General features: G+C 58.8%; 13 protein-coding genes. 3 read left to right on the top strand and 10 right to left on the bottom strand.

The window, feature by feature from the left end; translation table 11 throughout:
• The first annotated feature begins 3 nt into the window (after positions 1-3).
• The gene (locus AC3WP7_RS07690) at positions 4-1,770 is read left to right on the top strand and encodes a UvrD-helicase domain-containing protein (RefSeq protein ID WP_102591447.1); all 1,767 of its coding nucleotides are present in this window, start codon (positions 4-6) and stop codon (positions 1,768-1,770) included.
• 226 nt (positions 1,771-1,996) lie between these two features.
• Here AC3WP7_RS07690 and AC3WP7_RS07685 read toward each other — a convergent pair whose 3' ends face one another.
• Positions 1,997-2,344: a hypothetical protein gene (locus tag AC3WP7_RS07685; protein WP_146012672.1), complete on the bottom strand. Its 348-nt coding sequence runs from the start codon at positions 2,342-2,344 to the stop codon at positions 1,997-1,999.
• A gap of 507 nt (positions 2,345-2,851) precedes the next feature.
• Here AC3WP7_RS07685 and AC3WP7_RS07680 point away from each other — a divergent pair.
• Positions 2,852-3,136, top strand: a complete 285-nt coding sequence (locus tag AC3WP7_RS07680) for a DUF3077 domain-containing protein (protein ID WP_092248453.1) — start codon at positions 2,852-2,854, stop codon at positions 3,134-3,136.
• Between the two features lie 149 nt (positions 3,137-3,285).
• Here AC3WP7_RS07680 and pelG read toward each other — a convergent pair whose 3' ends face one another.
• From pelG to AC3WP7_RS07635, 9 genes are all read right to left on the bottom strand, one after another.
• Positions 3,286-4,656 (bottom strand): exopolysaccharide Pel transporter PelG, encoded by a 1,371-nt coding sequence (gene pelG, locus AC3WP7_RS07675; RefSeq protein WP_092248456.1) that lies wholly within the window; start codon positions 4,654-4,656, stop codon positions 3,286-3,288.
• A complete protein-coding gene (gene pelF, locus AC3WP7_RS07670; RefSeq protein ID WP_102591446.1) occupies positions 4,657-6,171 on the bottom strand; it encodes a GT4 family glycosyltransferase PelF in 1,515 nt (504 codons plus the stop codon).
• Positions 6,161-7,156, bottom strand: coding sequence for a HEAT repeat domain-containing protein (locus AC3WP7_RS07665; protein ID WP_071492456.1), 996 nt, complete (start codon positions 7,154-7,156; stop codon positions 6,161-6,163). The genes pelF and AC3WP7_RS07665 overlap by 11 nt, the downstream gene beginning before the upstream one ends.
• Positions 7,134-8,501 carry a PelD GGDEF domain-containing protein gene (locus AC3WP7_RS07660; RefSeq protein WP_256572951.1) on the bottom strand — a complete coding sequence of 456 codons (1,368 nt, stop codon included), beginning with the start codon at positions 8,499-8,501 and terminating at the stop codon, positions 7,134-7,136. The genes AC3WP7_RS07665 and AC3WP7_RS07660 overlap by 23 nt, the downstream gene beginning before the upstream one ends.
• Before the next feature lie 5 nt (positions 8,502-8,506).
• Positions 8,507-9,025, bottom strand: coding sequence for a penicillin-binding protein activator LpoB (locus AC3WP7_RS07655; RefSeq protein ID WP_102591445.1), 519 nt, complete (start codon positions 9,023-9,025; stop codon positions 8,507-8,509).
• Between the two features lie 26 nt (positions 9,026-9,051).
• A complete protein-coding gene (locus AC3WP7_RS07650) occupies positions 9,052-12,651 on the bottom strand; it encodes a tetratricopeptide repeat protein (protein ID WP_102591444.1) in 3,600 nt (1,199 codons plus the stop codon).
• Positions 12,629-15,442 (bottom strand): bifunctional glycoside hydrolase/polysaccharide deacetylase family protein, encoded by a 2,814-nt coding sequence (locus tag AC3WP7_RS07645; protein WP_093513560.1) that lies wholly within the window; start codon positions 15,440-15,442, stop codon positions 12,629-12,631. Before AC3WP7_RS07645 ends, AC3WP7_RS07650 begins: the two co-directional genes overlap by 23 nt.
• Before the next feature lie 62 nt (positions 15,443-15,504).
• Positions 15,505-16,437 (bottom strand): SDR family NAD(P)-dependent oxidoreductase, encoded by a 933-nt coding sequence (locus tag AC3WP7_RS07640; RefSeq protein WP_102591443.1) that lies wholly within the window; start codon positions 16,435-16,437, stop codon positions 15,505-15,507.
• Positions 16,438-16,907: 470 nt separating this feature from the next.
• Positions 16,908-17,402: a hypothetical protein gene (locus AC3WP7_RS07635; RefSeq protein ID WP_071492462.1), complete on the bottom strand. Its 495-nt coding sequence runs from the start codon at positions 17,400-17,402 to the stop codon at positions 16,908-16,910.
• A 122-nt stretch (positions 17,403-17,524) separates the two neighbouring features.
• On the opposite strand from AC3WP7_RS07635, the gene AC3WP7_RS07630 reads away from it, so the two are divergent.
• Positions 17,525-18,412 carry an AraC family transcriptional regulator gene (locus AC3WP7_RS07630; RefSeq protein WP_102591442.1) on the top strand — a complete coding sequence of 296 codons (888 nt, stop codon included), beginning with the start codon at positions 17,525-17,527 and terminating at the stop codon, positions 18,410-18,412.
• Positions 18,413-18,427 lie beyond the last annotated feature (15 nt).

Raw genomic sequence — 18,427 nt, 5'->3', positions numbered from 1 at the left:
ACTATGCCTCTTAGAAACCTCACAAAAGAGCAGTATACTGCCGCCACATACGACGACAACCTTTTGCTTACTGCATGCCCAGGAAGCGGAAAAACCAAGACTTTAGTAGCAAAAATTGCCCACAAATTACAGAGTTATGATCTTCGCAAGAAAATCCTCGTCGCCATTACATATACGAACATAGCTGCAGACACAATCATTGATCGGCTGGACGCATTTTCGATCCCATCGGATAATCTCTGGGTAGGAACTATCCACTCGTTTTGTCTAGAGTGGATAATAAAGCCATACCGGGGCCACTCTGCCCGAACTTGCAAGGGGTATAGGTTACTCGATCAGTATGAATACCAAGAAATACTTGATTCTATTAGAGCAGAGCTAAAACTAAAAAGTTACGATAAAATAAATACAAAATTAAACTCTGATGGAACCATTCAAACTATCGGACTAAGTCCCGAATCCATTCGTGCAGCTGCGCTGTACCACAGCCACCTTTCAACACACAAGCTGATTGATTTCGATCTGATACTTAGCACAGCTGCAGAGATTTTGAACAGTCACCCTTCAATAGGTCACAGATTATCCCATCTGTTTGACTCAATATTTATAGACGAGTATCAGGACACCAACCAAACTCAATATGACATAATGCGGGAGATTCTAAAACACGGCAATACTAAAGTATGTTTAATCGGAGACGTAGACCAAGCAATTTATACAGGGCTAGGTGCAGTAGTAAAAAATGGCATTGAGATATGCAAAGAGTTTTCCCTCAAAACCATAAAGGAAATGACGCTATCGGGATGCTTTAGATCAAAACAGCAAATTATAGACTTTTACTCCGAATTCCAAGATAACAGCATTACCATTAGATCCCTCCAAAATAATAACTTCCCGTCAGAAACATTGTCATATGACAGAATCACCACTAGAGACGACTTGCCGAACTCAATTAGCAAAATTGTACAAAAGCACCTATCACTAGGAGTCTCACCAAACGAAATTGCAATCCTACACCCTCAATGGTACGAGGTAACTTCTATAGGCAGAGCAATTTCTAAGATCCTTCCAAACATTCCATTTGACGCACCAGGATTATCTCCAATACCGCACTGCCATGAAAACATATGGTATAAATTAATCAGATTGCACAACATAAAAACAAGCAACAAAAACTATAACAGGAGAGCCCGACTTGCCAGCGAGATACTTCTGGACTTGCAAGAAATATCGGTAAGCATGAACGAAAACCTTAATGCCCGGTCACTGCTCAAAGCCTCTAACAAAATTATTATTGACGAGCCCGACATCATTGGGTACATCCAATCGCTAACCCAAACTTTTTGCTCAGCCCTGAACATATCGATAGAAAACCATAGGGAACTTCTTGAGCAATATGAGTCACTAGTGAAATCGACTGAGAAACGTATAAATAAAGATGGCATAGACAGAGACCCAAGTAATATTTCTAAATATTTCAACGAGTCTACAGGCATTAAAATAACCACATGCCATTCAACTAAGGGTGACGAATACGAAGTTGTTATATGCGCTGGGCTATTAGAAGGCAAAATACCTCACTGGGATGAAATAATACGCAAGAGCCCGAGTTACTCCGCTTACATGGCAAGACGACTGCTGTACGTGATCTCTTCGAGAGCCAAGTCTGCTCTGTATTTATTCTCCGAAAAAGGCATTTACACCACTACAAGAAATGAGTACACCCCTACGAAACAGTTAAGTATCGCAGCATCGAAACTCAAGTTATAGGCAAACAAAATAAGCCAAGGCAATCAACTACAGCCTCTGAATTTTTCGTGGCACTTGAAAGCAATAAGCCATTTCAGGCACAACACAAAAACCAATCAAGATATCGCTAACAAAATTCAGAAACCAGCAGTCTGTCTAGACAAGATATAGCTTAATTTGACATCAAAGGGTAGTTTAAGATGTAGAGGAAAAACTCTTAGGAATAAATTCCATAAGAATCAGAAAATTATGATTGACTTCGACTCCTGGTGACCACTTCTCGATGCTCCCGATGCGGGGATTTGTGGTTTCTGAAGTTTGGAAAATACTGAAAATCTATACTGCGGTTTTCGGGAAAACGCCCAAACTCAAAAAAACACAGCCCGCATTTCCCCAAACCTCCCTTCTTTTTGCTTGCCTCGTCAGTCAGCTCAAGGCCGACTTTCATCGCAGCCCCCAACAAATCTCCTGCCTCACAGAAACCATCTGGATCTGCAGTCCCTTCGAAAAGCAATCCTACGGTGATGACATCCAAGCTCCCGCTGTCAGCCAGCTGATGGAAACGGACAATCTGTTTAGCTTCATTCGCCGACAACCCACCAACACCACACGGACGCTCTCACCCCACAGGTCCCCATGCTCAGTAGAAAAAAACAGACCGCCCCTGACCGCTAAACGCCTTCCTCTGTACCCCCCCCGATCTCCACGTTTATTCCAAATTATGAACTGCCAATAATTATGACCCAGCCATAAAAACAATAATTTCAGTAGCACCCTACACCCCCTAATGAGGGCCTCAAAATCATCCCATCAATATTCCTGATTGCTCCCCACGTCCCACCACGCTACCCTCCGTTCCATCGCTGCCAATTCAGCGATCGGGCCTGATAACCCGGCAAGATGCAGGCGCACCAAGCGCCCCCAAAACCCGATTTGCAGGCGTTTTTTTTCGCCCACCATTTCGTGCAATGGCGGCTGTGCGTGGGAGACCTTCGGGTCTGCCGGGTTCCTGTATCTCCGGTTTATCAGCCTGCGCACAGCTGCCACCCAATTCGCCTGATAACGAATGTGGTAGTTCTCACCAGATATGGGAGTTTTACCAATGACCGCTACAAGTCCGTCTGCGTTAACCACCCTCGGCGTCACCCCCTTCTCCTTTCACTCCGACCAACCTCTGTTCCGCGTCAATAGCGGTGTTTCCCTGCATGAAGCCTTGCACCATGTTTCCGACCTGCTCCATGTCGCCAAGCTGCTCGCAGAAGAGGCGGCGATGACGCGGGAGACGGACCGTTATGCCTGGGCTTCGCATTACTTGCAGGAGATGAGCAAGGCGGTGATTGATGATGTGGTGAAGGTGTTGGAGTCACCCGGCAATAGCGCGCAGTAGACCTCACTGAAAAGGCCTGTCCTCGCCATGGTGCAGTCCAACTTGTGGTGAGGTTTGTTATCGCTCCCTATAAAGCCCCATCCGGCGTCCAACAAAAAAGGCACTTGCCGCGAACGCCAAGTGCCTTTTTCGCACCACCTGCAACCCAATCACCGCGCCAACATAAACGTCTCATACTCCAGGTCTTCCAGCGCCGACGACAACCGCGCCAGCCCCAGCAATACGCACACCAGCAACGACAACGTAAACCCGTAGCCGAAGAAACTGGGCCCCAGGTGCATGCTGAGCAGGGTCAGGGCTGCGTTGAGTACGGCAAACAGTACGCACAGTTCCAGGACCACGCGGCGTTTGTCGAGGTAGAAGAACACGTTGAGCAACGCCATGAAGACCACCTGGATGCTCACGCCGATCAAGTCGATGTAGAACAGTGGCAGGTAGTAGCTGGAGATGCCGATCCATTCCAGCAGGCGCGGGGCGAAGAGGAACAGCAGCACCACAGTCAGGCCTTGGACTTTGCAGATTTCCAGCAGGCCCTGGCGGATGGAGAGGGTCATCTCGGTTTTCAGCGAGCCGATGTGCTGCAAGGTCTCGCCATCGCGGATGGCACGGAACAAGCGGTCGTACCACTCGGCAAAGTCGGTCTCGATACGCACCAGGAAAACGGCCATGCCGGGGATGATCGCCAAGTAAGCGATGAAGATCGGCATGTCGTACAGGATCGAGGCGCGCAGCGGGCCTATGACTTCGTTGGAAGTGCCTGGGTTGAACCAGAACAGGATTTTGTCGACCCAGATGCCGAAGTTGTAGAAGAACCCGGTCACCAGCAGGCTGAGGAACACGTTGCGACGATTGAGAAAATCAAACGCAATCATTTTCTCGGCACGATACTCGCGCAGGATGTCGTACAGGTACAGGAACAACAGGCTGCCGTGCCCGATCAAGAGCGCCAGCAACAGGCCGGGCATCTTCAGGAAGCTCAGCAGGTAGGCGCACGCGACCATCAGCGAGTAACCCACCACCATCACCAGCAGGATGCGGTTGTATTTCTTCATCCCCGAGAGAAAGATGATCACCAGCCACAGGTTGCACAGCACCACGAAGTTCGACAGCACCAGTACGCGGTAGACCAGCGGTTGATCGAACAGCAGCGCCAGCACGATAACCCCCAGCACCCCGGCACCGACCGTCACCATCAACAATATGCCCAGCAGGTTGGGCAGGATCTGCTCGTAGTTGTGCTCGAACAACTGGTCGGACACGAAGCGGGTGAAGAACAACTGCAGGCCACCGGTCAGGATCAATGAGCTGGCCATCAGGTACGTCACCGTGACCAGAAACTGCCCCACCAATGAGTTGGGCAACAGCAGGCCCAGGCTGATGATGCCCACCAGCATTACGCTGATGATCGACAGCACCCACGGGCCGGAGCTGATCAGGCCTGCATACACATAGGCGTGCAAGGTGGCGGTGTATGAGTCGCGCGAGAGGATCTTGCGCAGTTCGAAGCCAATACCGGCCATTTAACTATTCTCCATGGCGGCCTGATACAGGTCGCGGTAGCGCTGCAGCATCAGGGCTTCGGTGTAGTAACGGTTGACCCGCAGCAAGCCGGCGGCCTGTGCAGCCTGCCAGCGCTCGGGGCTGCGCAGCAGTTCCAGGATCGCGGCGGACGTCGCCTGTGGGTCGGCAATCGCCACCACCTTGCCCGCCACGCCCAGGTCGCGGTCTTCGGGGCTGCCGCCTTCGATCAGTTCGCGGCATGAGCCGACGTCGCTGCTGACGACCGGCGTACCGGCAGCCCAGGCTTCGAGGATCACCAAGGGTTGTGCTTCGCTGATCGAGGTCAGCACCATCAGGCCAAGCTTGGGCAAGATGTCCTGGATGCGCTGGAAACCCAGGAAGTGCACTTTGCCTTCAAGCCCCAGGCTCGCCATCAGGCTGCGACATTCGCTCACGTATTCCGGGTCTTCTTCCTCGGGGCCGACAATCCAGCCTTCGGCATGCGGCATGGCGCTGATCACGCCGCGCATGGCACGCAGGAATGTTTTCACGTCCTTGATCGGCACCACGCGCCCGATCAACCCAACCACCGGTGCAATGCCCGGCTCACGGGTTTCCATGGCGCGGGACCACTGCGACAGGTCGATGCCATTGGCGATCAACGCCGTGCGGCTCGGATCGGCACCGTCCTTGATCTGACGCTGACGGTTGCCGTCATACAAGGCAATGATCTTGTCGGCGCTGTTGTAGGCCAGTTGGCCGATCCGTTCGAAGTAGCGCACCCACAGGGTCCGGATATACCCCGAGCCCCCGTCGAGGCTGCGGTTGAGCGCCTGCCCGGAGGTTTCGGCAATCCAGGTGGCCTGGGCCAGATCGATCTTGCGCTCCTTGGTATAGATACCGTGTTCGCTCAGCAGATAAGTGCATTTCCAGCGGTGCTTGAGGATGCAGCCCAGCAGCCCGGCGTAACCGGTGGAAATCGAGTGCAGCACCCGCGCGGGCGGCATCTTGCGCGAGGCCTCGGCGAGCATCAGCAACGGCGACTGCAACGAACGCAGCGTCCAGAAATAGTTGACAAAAGACGGGTCGGCGCAGTGCTGGCGGTAGCCTTCGCTGAGGGTTTCCCAACTGGCACGGCTGCGCAGTACATCATCCAGGGTCATATGGCCCTCGGCGATGCAATTGAGCAGGCGCTCACCCAGTTCCCGCTCGGGCGGGTCCGGGTGGTGCAAAAAGCGATACAGGTCGGCCAACTGCTGCGGGTCGGCATCGCGCGGCGTGCCACGGGTATCGGCGGGGTGCGTCGCGTCTTCGAGGAACACCTCTTCGATGTGCACCACGTTCACCGGCACTTCATAACGCCGCGAGGTGTACGCCGAGCGCTGACCACCGATGAACATCACCGAAAAAGTCAGCTCCGGCAGGCCGAGGATCATCTGGTGAATCCAGCTCGATACGCCGCCGCGCACGTAAGGCCAGGTGCCTTCCAGCAGCAGGCAGATGTCGGCCGTCGGGGTGGCTTCCTTATGATTCATTCCAGCTCCTCACCAACTCAGCAAAGGGTGGCCGCTGACGGGTTTCTTCCGGCAGCCTGGCGAGCAGCCCGGGGATTTCGTGATAGCGACCCGCTTCAAACGCCAGCTCGGCATGGAAAGGCAGTAATTGAGCCTCACCCAGACCGTTTCGCTCAGCCTCGTGCAAGAGGGCCTCGGCTCGCTCGTTTTCACCGCGCTCCAGGGCAATACGGCCGGCCAGCAGCAACAGCTCACCGCCCTCACCGGCCGCCAGACCTTGCTCGGCATGCTCGCTGGCCTGGTTCAGCACGTGTTCGAGCACACTGCCTTGGGCCAGGCCGAGGTAGGCCAATTCCCAATACCATCGCGCCAGCATGCTGTGCACCGGGCCGGCAGTTCGGGGGCTGACGCCGGCCAACTGTTCCAACGCCATCTGAATGTGCAGGTTGATGTCACTTTCCTGCTTGTCGAGCATCGAGTACGCCAGGAGACGCACGTCATCACTGGGGTCACCCAAGGCCAGCTTGAGGATGGGTACCGCGTCCTTGCCAGGCATGCGGCGAGTCGCCAGCAAAGCGGCCAGACGCTGATCGGGATCGGGCGCGTGGCGCAGCACGTCCTGCAAACCGCCATCGGCGAAAATCGGCGTGCGTGTCTGGGCCTGCGCACGGAACGGCAGGCTTGGGATCCCCACCGATCGCCACGCCTGCTGGTCGCGTTTACGCGGCAGGTACAGCGCCGGGAAGATCGACGCAACCACGCCCAGGGTGCCGATCACCGGCACAAAGAACGCCAGGCTGAAAATGAACAGTGGGCTCCACGGCAAAGGCGCCCGGTAGCGCGCCGGCAACAGCAACCATACGGCGCCGCACAGCATCAGGCAGGCCAAGCCATGGCTGAAGGTGAACACCAGCAGTTGGTGCATCTGCGGCGCATCGAGCCACAGACTGGCCCAACTGCCCGCCTCCAGCAGCACGGCGCCGCTAAACAGCCACTTGCTGATCATTCAGGCCACACTCGTTGTAAAGGAAGTTACGCAGCCCGTTGCGATCACAGCCAGGCTCCAGGTTGAAAGGCATGGCCCGCACACCCAGGCTGTCCAGGTCCGTGTCGATACCAAAGTGCTCGTGCAACAGCATGCCAATCCGCGCCAGGTAGCCTTCGGTACCTTCCGGGCTGGTCAACGGCAACAGCACCAGCAGCAGGCGATGTTCGCGGTTGTTGCGCACCGCCAGGTGCAAGTCCAGGCCACGTTGGCTGCGCTCCATCAGACGCGACAGTTCCTCGTTGGCGCGCGTCATCTCGAACGCGAACAACCCGGCGGGCAATGTGTGCTGTTCCACATCCACCAACGACCGCTTGAGCTGCAACGAAAATTGCTGGGCGTGCGCATCGGGCAGGCTCAGCACTTGCGGATCGCGGCGCAACAGGTCGGCAATGTGGCCGGCCAGCAGCGACAAGAGGCTCAAGGTGCGGTCCTGGAACGCAAAGAACGGCATTTGCCGAACCGCCAGGATAGCCAGCAAGCGGCCTTCGGCATCGATCAACGGGATGCAGGCCTGCAGCGCGGAAAACTGCGCGGCGTTACCGGCGTCGATCAGTTCCTGGCGTACGCTCACCAGTTCGCCGCGCTCCAGGCATAGCCGGATCAAACCGTCATCGGTTTGCAGCGGCCCCATCACGCCGATCATCGCCAAGGCCTGGGGCAGTAGGTTTTTCTCGCTGTCGTCGACGCGGTACAAACCTGCCACGCGTAATGCACCGTATTGGCCGAGCATCGCCACGATCGGCTCGGCCAGCTCGCTCAATGCGTCGCCTTCGACCGGCATGCCGCGCAGTTTTTCACGCAGGCCCAGCAACGAGCTGCGCAGGCTCTGGTCACTGCCGGCCACGCGCTGCTCCAGCAGGTCATGGGACACCCGCAGGATCTGGTGGGCACGGGTGAATTCGTCGAGGCGGTACTGACGGTATTCGTTAGCCATCTGCAGACGCTCCAGGCGGCGCACCCACAGGTCGCGAACCTCACCCACCAGCATCCCGCACACCAGCACACCGACGATGAACGAGGGCTCAAGCTGGGTATAACCTGCATGCCCGGTGTAGCGCAGTGCAAACAGCGCCGCCACCAGCAGCACGGCGCTGAACAGGCCGCGCACAAAACCGTAACGCACACCCAACAGCAGTGGCGCCAGGATTGGCCAGGGGAAACCACCGTGCATTTGCAACGGGTCTTCGGGAGTCAGCCAGAAGCCGAGGCCAATGGCCAAGCCCGTTACCAGGAGTGTTTCCAGCCAAGACACCGGCCCGCTGGCGCGAGGCGCCAGGCTGTAATCCATGTGTGGAGAATTCATTGCGTTCACTCGAATCGAAGGGCGCCAACCAGTTTGTCGATTACCGTCTGAGCATTGCCCGCCAGGCTTTCACGGGACCAACCGGCGCGCGCGCCGCTTTTGCTCCAGAGCACACGACCACTGTTGGCGTCCAGCACACGCAGGCTGATGCCCACCGCCGGCTCGCCATCCAGGCCGTTCTTGTACTGCCACTCTTCGACGCTGCCGGCGATGACGTAATCGAGCTTTTGCTCACGTGCCCATTCCAGGGCACCGGTCAGGCGCTCGTTGTCGTCCATCAGCGCCTGCTCACCCTGGGTGCTGGTCGGGTAAACACGCGGTTGCAGGCCATGGCTGCTGAGTACGCTGAGCAGGATCTGCTCGCTGCGCTCACCGGCTTGCGGGGTCTGCGAATAGTTGATCATCGGCACGATGCCCCACTGCGCGTTACGCGGCAGGTCAAGGCTGTTTTCACTGGTGAAGCTGGAGCAGCCGGCGACGAACAGCACTGTCAGGGCCAGGCTCAGGTTACGAATTGCTTGCATAGGTTTTTCTCCCGTAGATTCTGTAATCAGCGCCCGAAACGCACGCCGTAGCTCATGCCCAGTGTGCCGCCGGACTTGCCATCCCCGCCTTGTGGCGCAGATTGGTAGCCGAAGGTGAGGGCCAGTTCGTCGTCACCCAGCACTTCGAAACCAATGCCCGTGTTGACGCCGTAGTTGAAGGTTTGGTCGGTCCACTGCCAGCCCGCCGTCATGTCCACCAGCCAGGTGTATTGCGGCTTGCTGCGCACCAGCGCACCGGGGATGCCGCGACGCCAGGACGTACCGACATAGAGTTGGCCGTAGCGGCTTTGCAGGAGGTCGCCCGACGGGATGGTCTGCAACTCGATCGGGTCACCCGGCTCAGGCGGCGCGACATCAGGCACTCGAATCGGGCCTTTGAAGTCGCTGGAGAGGTAATCCAGGTTGCGATCCTTCACATTGTTCTTCTGGTAATCCACACCACTGCGCACCGTCCAGTTAGGCCCGGCGAATTCCAGCGTGTGGTTAAGCTCCAGCTTCAGCGCATGACCGCTGCCCAACGAGTCGCCGGCACGGGTCGAGAACGAGCGCTGCGCCACTTCCCAGCTCAACTGGTCCCGCGCGGTCAGGCCGTGACGGCCGCCGACCCAGGCGCGGTCCTGCTGGCCGAAAGCACGCATCAGGCCGCTGTCGTCGCTCTTGCGATGCCAGTCCAGGCCGGTCTCGATCTGGTGGCTGTTGCCCAACTGCCACAGGCGCGACAGGCCCAGGCCGTTACGGTCGTCGTCCTTGCGTTGGCTGGTGTCGGCGAACAGCTTCCAGCTGCCGTTTTCCACCGCGCGCACCAAGGTCAGGGCCGCGTTGCTCTCGTCGCCGATGCGCGAAGAGATGACGTCGTCGCCTTTATAGTTGCCGTGTTCCATCTCGACATCGGCGTACCAGTTGTCACCCAGGTTGTGGGCGATTTCCAGGCGCGGCGAGTCAAACGACAAGCCACCGAAATCCTGTTTCTGATACGACAGCAATGCGCCTTGCGGGGTGGCTTCGTGGATCTCCACCGCCTGGCGACGCAGTTGCTCGTTCACCGAATCCGGCTGGTCGTCGCCCAGTGCGGACAGGCTGGTGTCCAGTGCCTCGTTGGTACGCCCCAAACGGCTGAGCGCCTGTGCGCGCTGCGCCGGGTTCAGGTCGCTGCTGGCCAACAGGGTTTCGACCTGGGCTTTATTGCGGCTGCGCAAGGCTTCCTGGATCTGCTCGTAACGGTCGACCTTGAGCCCTTGGGTGCGTGCCCAGGCCAGCCAGTCGTCTTTCTGCGCTGGCTGGTTGGTCGCATCCAGGCGGGCCAGCAGGCGTTCGAACCACAGCTGTTTCATCGACGGCGAACCGTCTTTCCACTTCAGCAATTCTTGCTGGGCCTTCTGCGGCGAGTAGCTGCTCGACATCAAGCGCAGCCAGATCGCATAGCGTTGGGACGAGGGTTGCAGGTTGTCGGCCTCGGGGCTGCGCAGCAACTTCAAGCGCAGGCGCTGGGCGGCGTCCTGGTAGCCGGATGTGTCCAGTGCATCGGCATACGCGGCCTGCACCAGCCAGTCGTTCGGGCTGAGCTTGAGGTACATGCGATACCAGGCCAACGCCTCGGCATCGCGCCCCAACAGCTGGCTGGCGCTGGCGAACGGCAGCCAGAGCAGGCGGTCTGCCCGTGCATAGGCACGCCATTTGACCAGCAGGAGTTTGAGTTTTGCCGTGTCGGCCTGGTCGACATACAGCCAGGTCAAACGCTCGCGGAACAGGTTGTCATCGGGGTAGCGCGACAAGCCCAGCAGATAGAGACGCTCGGCCTCGGAGGGATCGCCCTGCTCCACCGCCAAGGCACCGCGTACCGCCAGGACCTGGGCTTGCTCGTAGGCCTGCGGGTATTGCCTGGCGTCTTCCAACAGGGTAACGACCTGATCCCACTCGTGCAGCTCCTGGGCCAGTTGCAGCGCCTCGACCAACCGTTGCGGATCCTGGGCGCGGTGCCAGCTGTCGACCATCAACTTCAAGGCACGCTGCGGGTCACGGGTGCGATACAGGGTGATCAACTGGCTCTCGTCGCCACTGTTCAGCTTGCCGTTGAGGGACAGCAGTTTTTCCAGGGAGACGCGCAAGTCTTCGTCGCGCTCCAGGTCCCAGGCGAGCGCCGCACGGGTACGCCAGTATTCCGGGTCATCGATGGAAGAGTCGTCCGACTTGACCACTTCCCAGGCCGCCGGCTCATCAAACAGCTTCATTTGCGTGCTGGCCCAATCGACCAATTCGGCGGTGGTCAGCGTGTAGCGTTTTGCATAGTCCTTGTAGAGCTTGCCTTTGGGCGCGAACTGCCCGGTGTTTTCCAGGTTGTGCAGCAAGCGTGTCCAGGCCAGGCGATGGGCCGGGTACTTGCGCAGGTAGGTGCGCAGCCATGCCTCGGCTTCAGCCGGTGTACCACGGGACTCATGAGCGTAGATCAACGCATCCAGCTCGATGTCCGTGAGCGCACGCTGCTGCATGATGTCGGCGAGCAACGGGATCGAGCGGGCGAAGTCGAATTGCAGGCTGGCAAGGCGCCAGGCGTGCTCGCGGGTTTTCGGGTCCTCCTTGAGTTTGAGCAAGCGAATCCAGTAATCCAGCGCGGCTTCGTTATCACCGCGCCACTCACCGAGCTTGGCCATTTGCCCCAGCAACTCGGTGTCATCCGGGTAATCGATGACCAGCTCCTGACCGGTTTCCCACGCACCCGCCAGATCATTGATAGACAGGCGCACCTGGAATTCTTTGACCAGGATTTTGCGGTTGCCAGGCTCCAGGTCATGCCACTGCCGGAGCACGCGCTGGGCCAGGTCGAACTGCCTGGTCGCAACGGCGATATCCACGCCTTGCTCCAGCCACGCCACGTCGGTCTGCGGGTTCGTCAGCCGGGGCAGCTCGTCAGCCAGCACTTGCGCGGCCTGCTCGTCACGGCCGGCCGAGAGCAGGCTGTTGAACGCAAGTTGCGCGTACTCCCGTCGTTCGGCCGGTTGTTGGGCGTCACGCTTGAGTTGCAGATAGATGTCTGCCGCGTGCGCAGGCTGCTCACCCGCCAAGTACCACTGCGCGGCTGATTTGAGCGCCTCGGTGCGCTGCGCCGGGTCACGCCCTGCGATCTCTTCGAACACACTGGCGGCAAACGCCGGCGCCTGCAGGGTCAACGCCAGCTTCGCCAGGCTTTGCAGCTGGGCCACCGGCAGCTTGCGATGATCGAAGCTTTGCAGACGCTCGACCAACGCATGCTGCGCAATCAGGTCGTTGCCACTGGCTGCGATCAGCGCGTCCAGCTCCAGGCGATAGTAGGCCTGGATCTCCGGCTGCGGCTTGGGCCAGGCGTCCACGTGTTGGCGCGCCTTGGTGTAGTCACCCAGGCGAATCAGCAAGTCGACCAATTGCAAACGCAAATGGTCGTCATCCGGGTGCGCCGTCAGCAACAGCTCGGCATAGTTGGCCGACACGGCGTCGGGTTCGCGCCCGTCGGGCTGGAACACTTCTTCACGCTGGAAGGTTGCCCACAGCAGGCCACCCACGGCGACAGCGACCACCGCCAGTGCCCATGGGTTGAGCAGGCGGCTGCTTTTAGTTGCAGAGGAGTTGACCATTACTCACCTGCTTCATAGGAAGTTGAAAAGTCCAAAGGCCAGCCGAAGCCTTGCCAGCGAATCGTTGCCCATCGACTTCCACGCGGCAGGCGGTTGCCGAGCGTACGGTGAAGGTCAGGTCGAACTGACCGGCGAAGGAAAAGCTCACGCGCCGATCGTCCAGGTAACGCCAATCGAGCAACGGCACGTTGGCCTCCTCCAGCGCAGGGCGGGGATCTCTGTCCGCACGCAATGCGAGCAATGCCTTGTCGCTGCTCAGGGCCACATAGCGCCCTTGCGGCAAGTCACGTACACCTGCGACACCTTGGGATTTGAGCAAGTCCGGCCAGCCCATTTGTGCATCCAGGCGTACGGTACGCAGAGCGTCCATCCCGCGAATCTGCCAGGCGCCGTCCGCCGTTCGGGCCAGGCTCGACTGGTAAAGACCATGCAGACGGTCGACGTAGTCGCTCATCCACAACGACATCGGCTGTTGCTCGCGCAAGTAGCCGTAGATCTCGTGCATGGCCTTGATCGAGGCTTGCTTGGTGCTGGAATAGAAGTGGTAGTAGAGGTGCAGCCCGCGCAGGCGACGCGGACTGTCGGTCAGTTCGAACGTCTCGATCAACTCACGGAAGCCGTAGTACGGGCCTTTCCACAGGTTGGTGTAGAGGTTTTCGTTGATGATCGGCGCGTAGTACTGCAACCCCCCAGGCGTCGGCCGCAGCAACGGGTTCAACCCGGTCAGGGACGGGTTGGCCTTGGTCATGATGGTTTCGGCGCCGTTGACGTTTTTCAAGCCCGCGTCATAGGCCAGCTTGATGGTGCTGGCGGATGGCAGCGCATCGCCTGGCCAGAACACCATCTTCACCGGCTTCTGTGGCGTAGTCAGGTTCTGATTGATGTAATCGCGCGAGCCAAAAATCTCCCGACGAAAATCGATTTTTTCGTAGCCGGCGATTTTCATGTTCAAACCGTATTCCGGGTTGAAATTTTCGCGCTTCTCGGCCTTATCCGGCTGCATGAAAAACGGGTGGCTGTAGGTGTGCGTGGCCACTTCGACTTTAGGGTTGGCGAAGATCTCGCGGGCAATCGGCTCCAGCTCGCGGGCCAGGAAGGGGAACGCGCCACGCGGCGAGATCTCGCCCTCGATGATCGACACCGACGTCAGGAACGGGTTGGGCTTGATGTAGTCGTCCAGGGTATGACGACCTGCATAGGGAGTGCCGCGCACTTCGGCGCGGGAGGGAAATCCGTCGCCATCGATATGCACGGTCGCGATGCGCCGGCCATTTTCGGTGGTGGTGTCCGGCCGAGGTTGCGCCGGCAGACGCAGGCTGGCCTGAAGGAACGCGAAAGGGTCGAGAATCCAGCGGCTACGCTCGTTGTTGATTTCGAGCAGGTAAGGCGCCAGCGCAAGTCCCCCCCATTTACCGACCACCACCGGGTTGAAAACGGCGCCATTGGCACCGCTCAAGGACAACGCCGGGGTTGGGCCGTTGGGCAATACGCAGACCGCTGCCAGGTCACGGGAGCGAGGCACCACCGGTGCCTCGAATGCGCCCAGCAGGGCCTTGTCCTGGTGGGTGATGGTCAACACCTGAGTGGCGGGCGGCGCATCCAGCTTGAGGCCCAGGCGCTTGAGCAACAATTTGTCTTCAACCGGCAGACCACTGAAAAACGCCACTGGTACCTGCTCGTCCAGACGGGCATTGATAAAGCGATTGAACGCCGATGCATCCTGCGGCGGGCCGCTGGTCATCCAGGTGACCACACCCGCGTACAAGCCACTGAAACCGTAGAGCGGCAGGTCACTGTCGGCGGGCAGGTAATCGACTCGGTAACCGAGGTACTCCAACAAACCACCCAGGTTGCTATGGCCAGCGGCATCTTCCAGTGCACCTTCACGCGGGTCGTAGATCATCGCGATACGGCGCGGCTGGACCTCGATGCTGCTGATGCCCAGGGTGTTGAGGTCCGGGGTACTGATGTAGGGAATGAACCCCTCTTCGCGCAGACGCTTGGCGAGCGTGCGCGCCTCCTCACGACGCTCGGGTGGCAAGTAGTCGATGGCCACCAGCGGCACGCCCTTGGCGCGCAGCGGTTGCAGGTGGGTTTCGAGCCACTGGCGATCGGACTCGGACACCGGGCGATAGCGTTTGGCGGAAGCATCCCAACCGGCATGGATCGACTCGACCGCCACGGCGGCGGCAACGCCGTCCAGCTCAGGCAACACTTCGAAACCACGGTTGAAGAACAGCTTCAGGTTCGGCTGACGCTTGTGCAGCTCACGCAGCAAGCTGGCCAGGCCGACGCGCTGGTTCTCGCGCGAAGCCTCGGGCATCAGTTGGAAACTGTCGAGGGTGTCGAGGAACAGACCCGCATAGCCTTGCGCTTCCAGAGCCTTGGCACGTCCGAACAGATGCTCGCGCCAGACCGGCGACGTGAGATCCATCACCTGGCTGTTCCAGGCGTGATTACGCACAGGGGAAACCGCTTTGCTCAACCCGGCTTTCTCGACCTCAGCCTTATTGCCGTCAAACTCACCGATGGACAGGTAGGCAAACGGCTGGCTGCCCAACGCCCGCAAGGTTTTCACATCGCCAGGGGTCATGTGGCCCGGTTCGACCACGGCCCAGTCGAACTGCGCCAGTTCCGGCAGCGGTGGTTGCTCGGCGTACCAGAAAGCCACGCTGTTCGGTTGGGCCAAGGCAGCAGCGTGCACAGTCGGCCCGCCGACGAATAAGGCAAAAGCAGCCAACAGCCGCTCAGCGATCGCGCGGATACGCGTCCTGCGCAAAACGATTTCCATAATTCACTCTTGAAGATGACTGAGCCAATACTGCGTAGACGTCGGGCGAAGTGACCGGCGAACTACAAGCTGCGCAACAGCTGCGCCAAACCCTGGCCAATGGAGGTCGGTTGCGGGAGTGCAAAGCGCTCCAACAGACGGGCGTTATTCGCGCGCGAATGACGGATGTCGCCTTGACGTGAAGCCTGGTACGTCACGTTCAATGCAGTACCGGTGGCACGGCCCAGCTCAGCGATCAGGTCGTTGAGACTGGTCGAACGGCTGAGCCCTACGTTGATGGCTTCAGGTGCCTGTTCTCGGGTCTCCACCGCCTGGACGAGGATGCTCACCAGGTCCTGCACGTAGACGAAGTCGCGGGTTTGCTCACCGTCACCAAAGACGGTAATCGGCTTACCTGCCAGCGCACGCTCGGTGAAGATGCTGATCACGCCGGAGTACGGCGAAGACGGATCCTGGCGTGGGCCGAAGATATTGAAAAAGCGGAAGATCACTGGCTCCAGGCCGTGCTCGCGACGGTAGAAGTCCAGGTAGTACTCACCGGCCAACTTGTCGCTGGCATAAGGCGTCAGTGGCGACTTGGGCGTGTCTTCGGCGATGGCCGTGCCTTCGCCGTTGTTGCCGTAGGTAGCCGCGCTGGAGGCAAACACCACACGCGCCACACCGGCCTTGAGCATGCTTTGGCACACGTTGAGAGTGCCGACGAAATTGGCCTGGTGAGTGGCGACAGGATCGTCTACCGAGGCCTGCACCGACGCAACCGCAGCCAGATGCACGACTGCGCTGCAATCAACCATGGCTTGCTCGACCACGGCGCTGTCGGCGACATCGCCAACCAGCAGTTCCAGATCAGGATTACCGGCGGGCAGGTTAGCCACCTTACCGGTCGACAAGTTGTCCAATACGCGAATCTTGTAGCCTTTGCCCAGCAACGCATCAACCAGATGTGAACCAATAAAACCTGCACCACCGGTGACCAGAATTCGTCCTACAGCCATGAAGTTTACTTCCTAGAGACTCGAGCGCAGGCACCGACAAACGAGCCTGCTAATTAAAGGTGACAGTGTTTTAGGGCTACCCTGACCAACGTCGCCTGGCCATCCGAGTCCAAGCCGCCTTATCCCTGAATCTTGAAGAACCACAGCATGGGACGAATGCGCGTTACTAATGTCACTTTAATGGCTTAGAGCCATCAACATCGCGGGAATCATGGTGGATCCAAAAGAGACTGTCAACAAATTGTCTAAGATGCCGCCAAACGGCAAATCCGAGTCAAACTTGCCACTTATTTGACGCTACTAATAGGGCGCAGTCTTTTTTTCACCCTTTCAGGTATCACGTCTACTGCACCCATATTCGTGGCCCAGGCTGGGTGGTCGAGACGACTTACGTGACGATTGCTGGCTCCTACTTCATGGGCGGCTACACGGTGTTAGGCGATGAAAGCTGGCAGTTCCTGCCCGGTTTTTCAGCGTTGGGCAGTGCTGAGGCGCGACTGCCTGCGCAGGTACACCATTTGCGCCGTCACGCCGATCACCAGCGCCAGCGCAATGCCCGCCTGCGCACCCAGCAGCACCGGCGATTTCAGGTCAGTGACGAAGGGGTGACCATCGGGAACGCGGCGCAACGTCTCGGACACGGTGGGCACCATCAGGAAAAAAGCCGTCAGGCTCAGCAAGATCGTCTCCACATACACCCGGGCTCGCCCCAGCCAGGCCACGCGCCCTACCCCATAGCCCGCCAACAGCAGCGCAATCGTAATGATGCCGATGGCGTTGCTGACGGGCTGATGCGCGACCAGGAACACGGTGAGGCCACCGATCATCATCGACACGAAATACAACAACCCCGGCACTGACCGAGGCACGATTCGGCCATGCCGGATAAACATGTAGGCGGCCAGTGGAATGGCCGGCAGGCTGCCGAGGGTGTGCAGCCAGCCGAGAGCGGAGATTCCGAACATAGTGGGGTTCCCATGTGGTTGGATGATGTGCAAAAACGGTCAGCGCGGGAAAGGCTCATCCCGATGGCGCCGGCGCGCTATGATCTCGGCGGTCAGCTTAGTGAGGGCGGGGTCGAACCGACATGATGAATCCCTTGGAAAACTTGATCATTCATCCGCAATTGCAGCTGGAAGGGCTGGCCAAGGGCGACCTGCTGTCCCAGGTACTGGCGCAGATCCGCCTGACGGGTGATCGGGTTTATTCCTGCACACTGACGGAGGCACAGCCCCTCACGCTGGATGAAAGAAGCGCGCACATCTGCGTGCTCCAGCACGGCCGGTTGCATCTCTACGTTGCTGATCAGCCTCCCGTAGCGCTGGAGCAAGGCGATGTGATCCTGCTGCCCCACGTTCCAACGGGCATCACGCTAACCGCCCTGAATGGGCCGGCAACCGTAGTCATCTGCCGCTTCTGGTTCGACGCGAGCAGTTTCCAGGCCATGCTGTTCGCCCTGCCTCGGCTGATCCACATCCAGCAAGCCGACGCCGCCGCATGGGCGGAAGGCATTCTGCATTTCATGTTGCTCGAAGCCCACGACACGCAACCGGGCGGGGCATTAATGATTTCGCGCCTGATCGACCTGGTGGTAATTCGCATCCTGCGCACCTGGGTGCACCAGGGCACCGCTTCCGGATGGTTGGGTGGGTTGTCGGACGCGCGTATCGCCCGCGTGCTGAAAGCCATTCACGAAACACCGGGCAGGCAATGGCGCATCGACAACCTGGCTGAGGTGGCGGGCATGTCGCGGTCGAATTTCTGCGAACGGTTCAGCGCCCTGGTCGGCCGCTCGCCGCTTCGGTATCAGAATGAATGGCGGCTGACCCTGGCGAAAACCATGCTGGCCAAGCAGGACGGCCGCATTGGAGAAGTGGGTTTTGCGATTGGCTATGAGTCCGAAGCGGCGTTCAGTCGCGCCTATAAAGCTTTTTTTGGCCGCTCGCCACGGGATGACAACGCCCGGCCGGGTTAGGCCGGGACGTGTGTA

The sequence above is a fragment of the Pseudomonas sp. FW305-3-2-15-C-LB1 genome (genome assembly GCF_058787615.1).
Note: the sequence above shows the minus strand (reverse complement) of the source record. Positions and strands in the feature narration are given on the sequence as shown.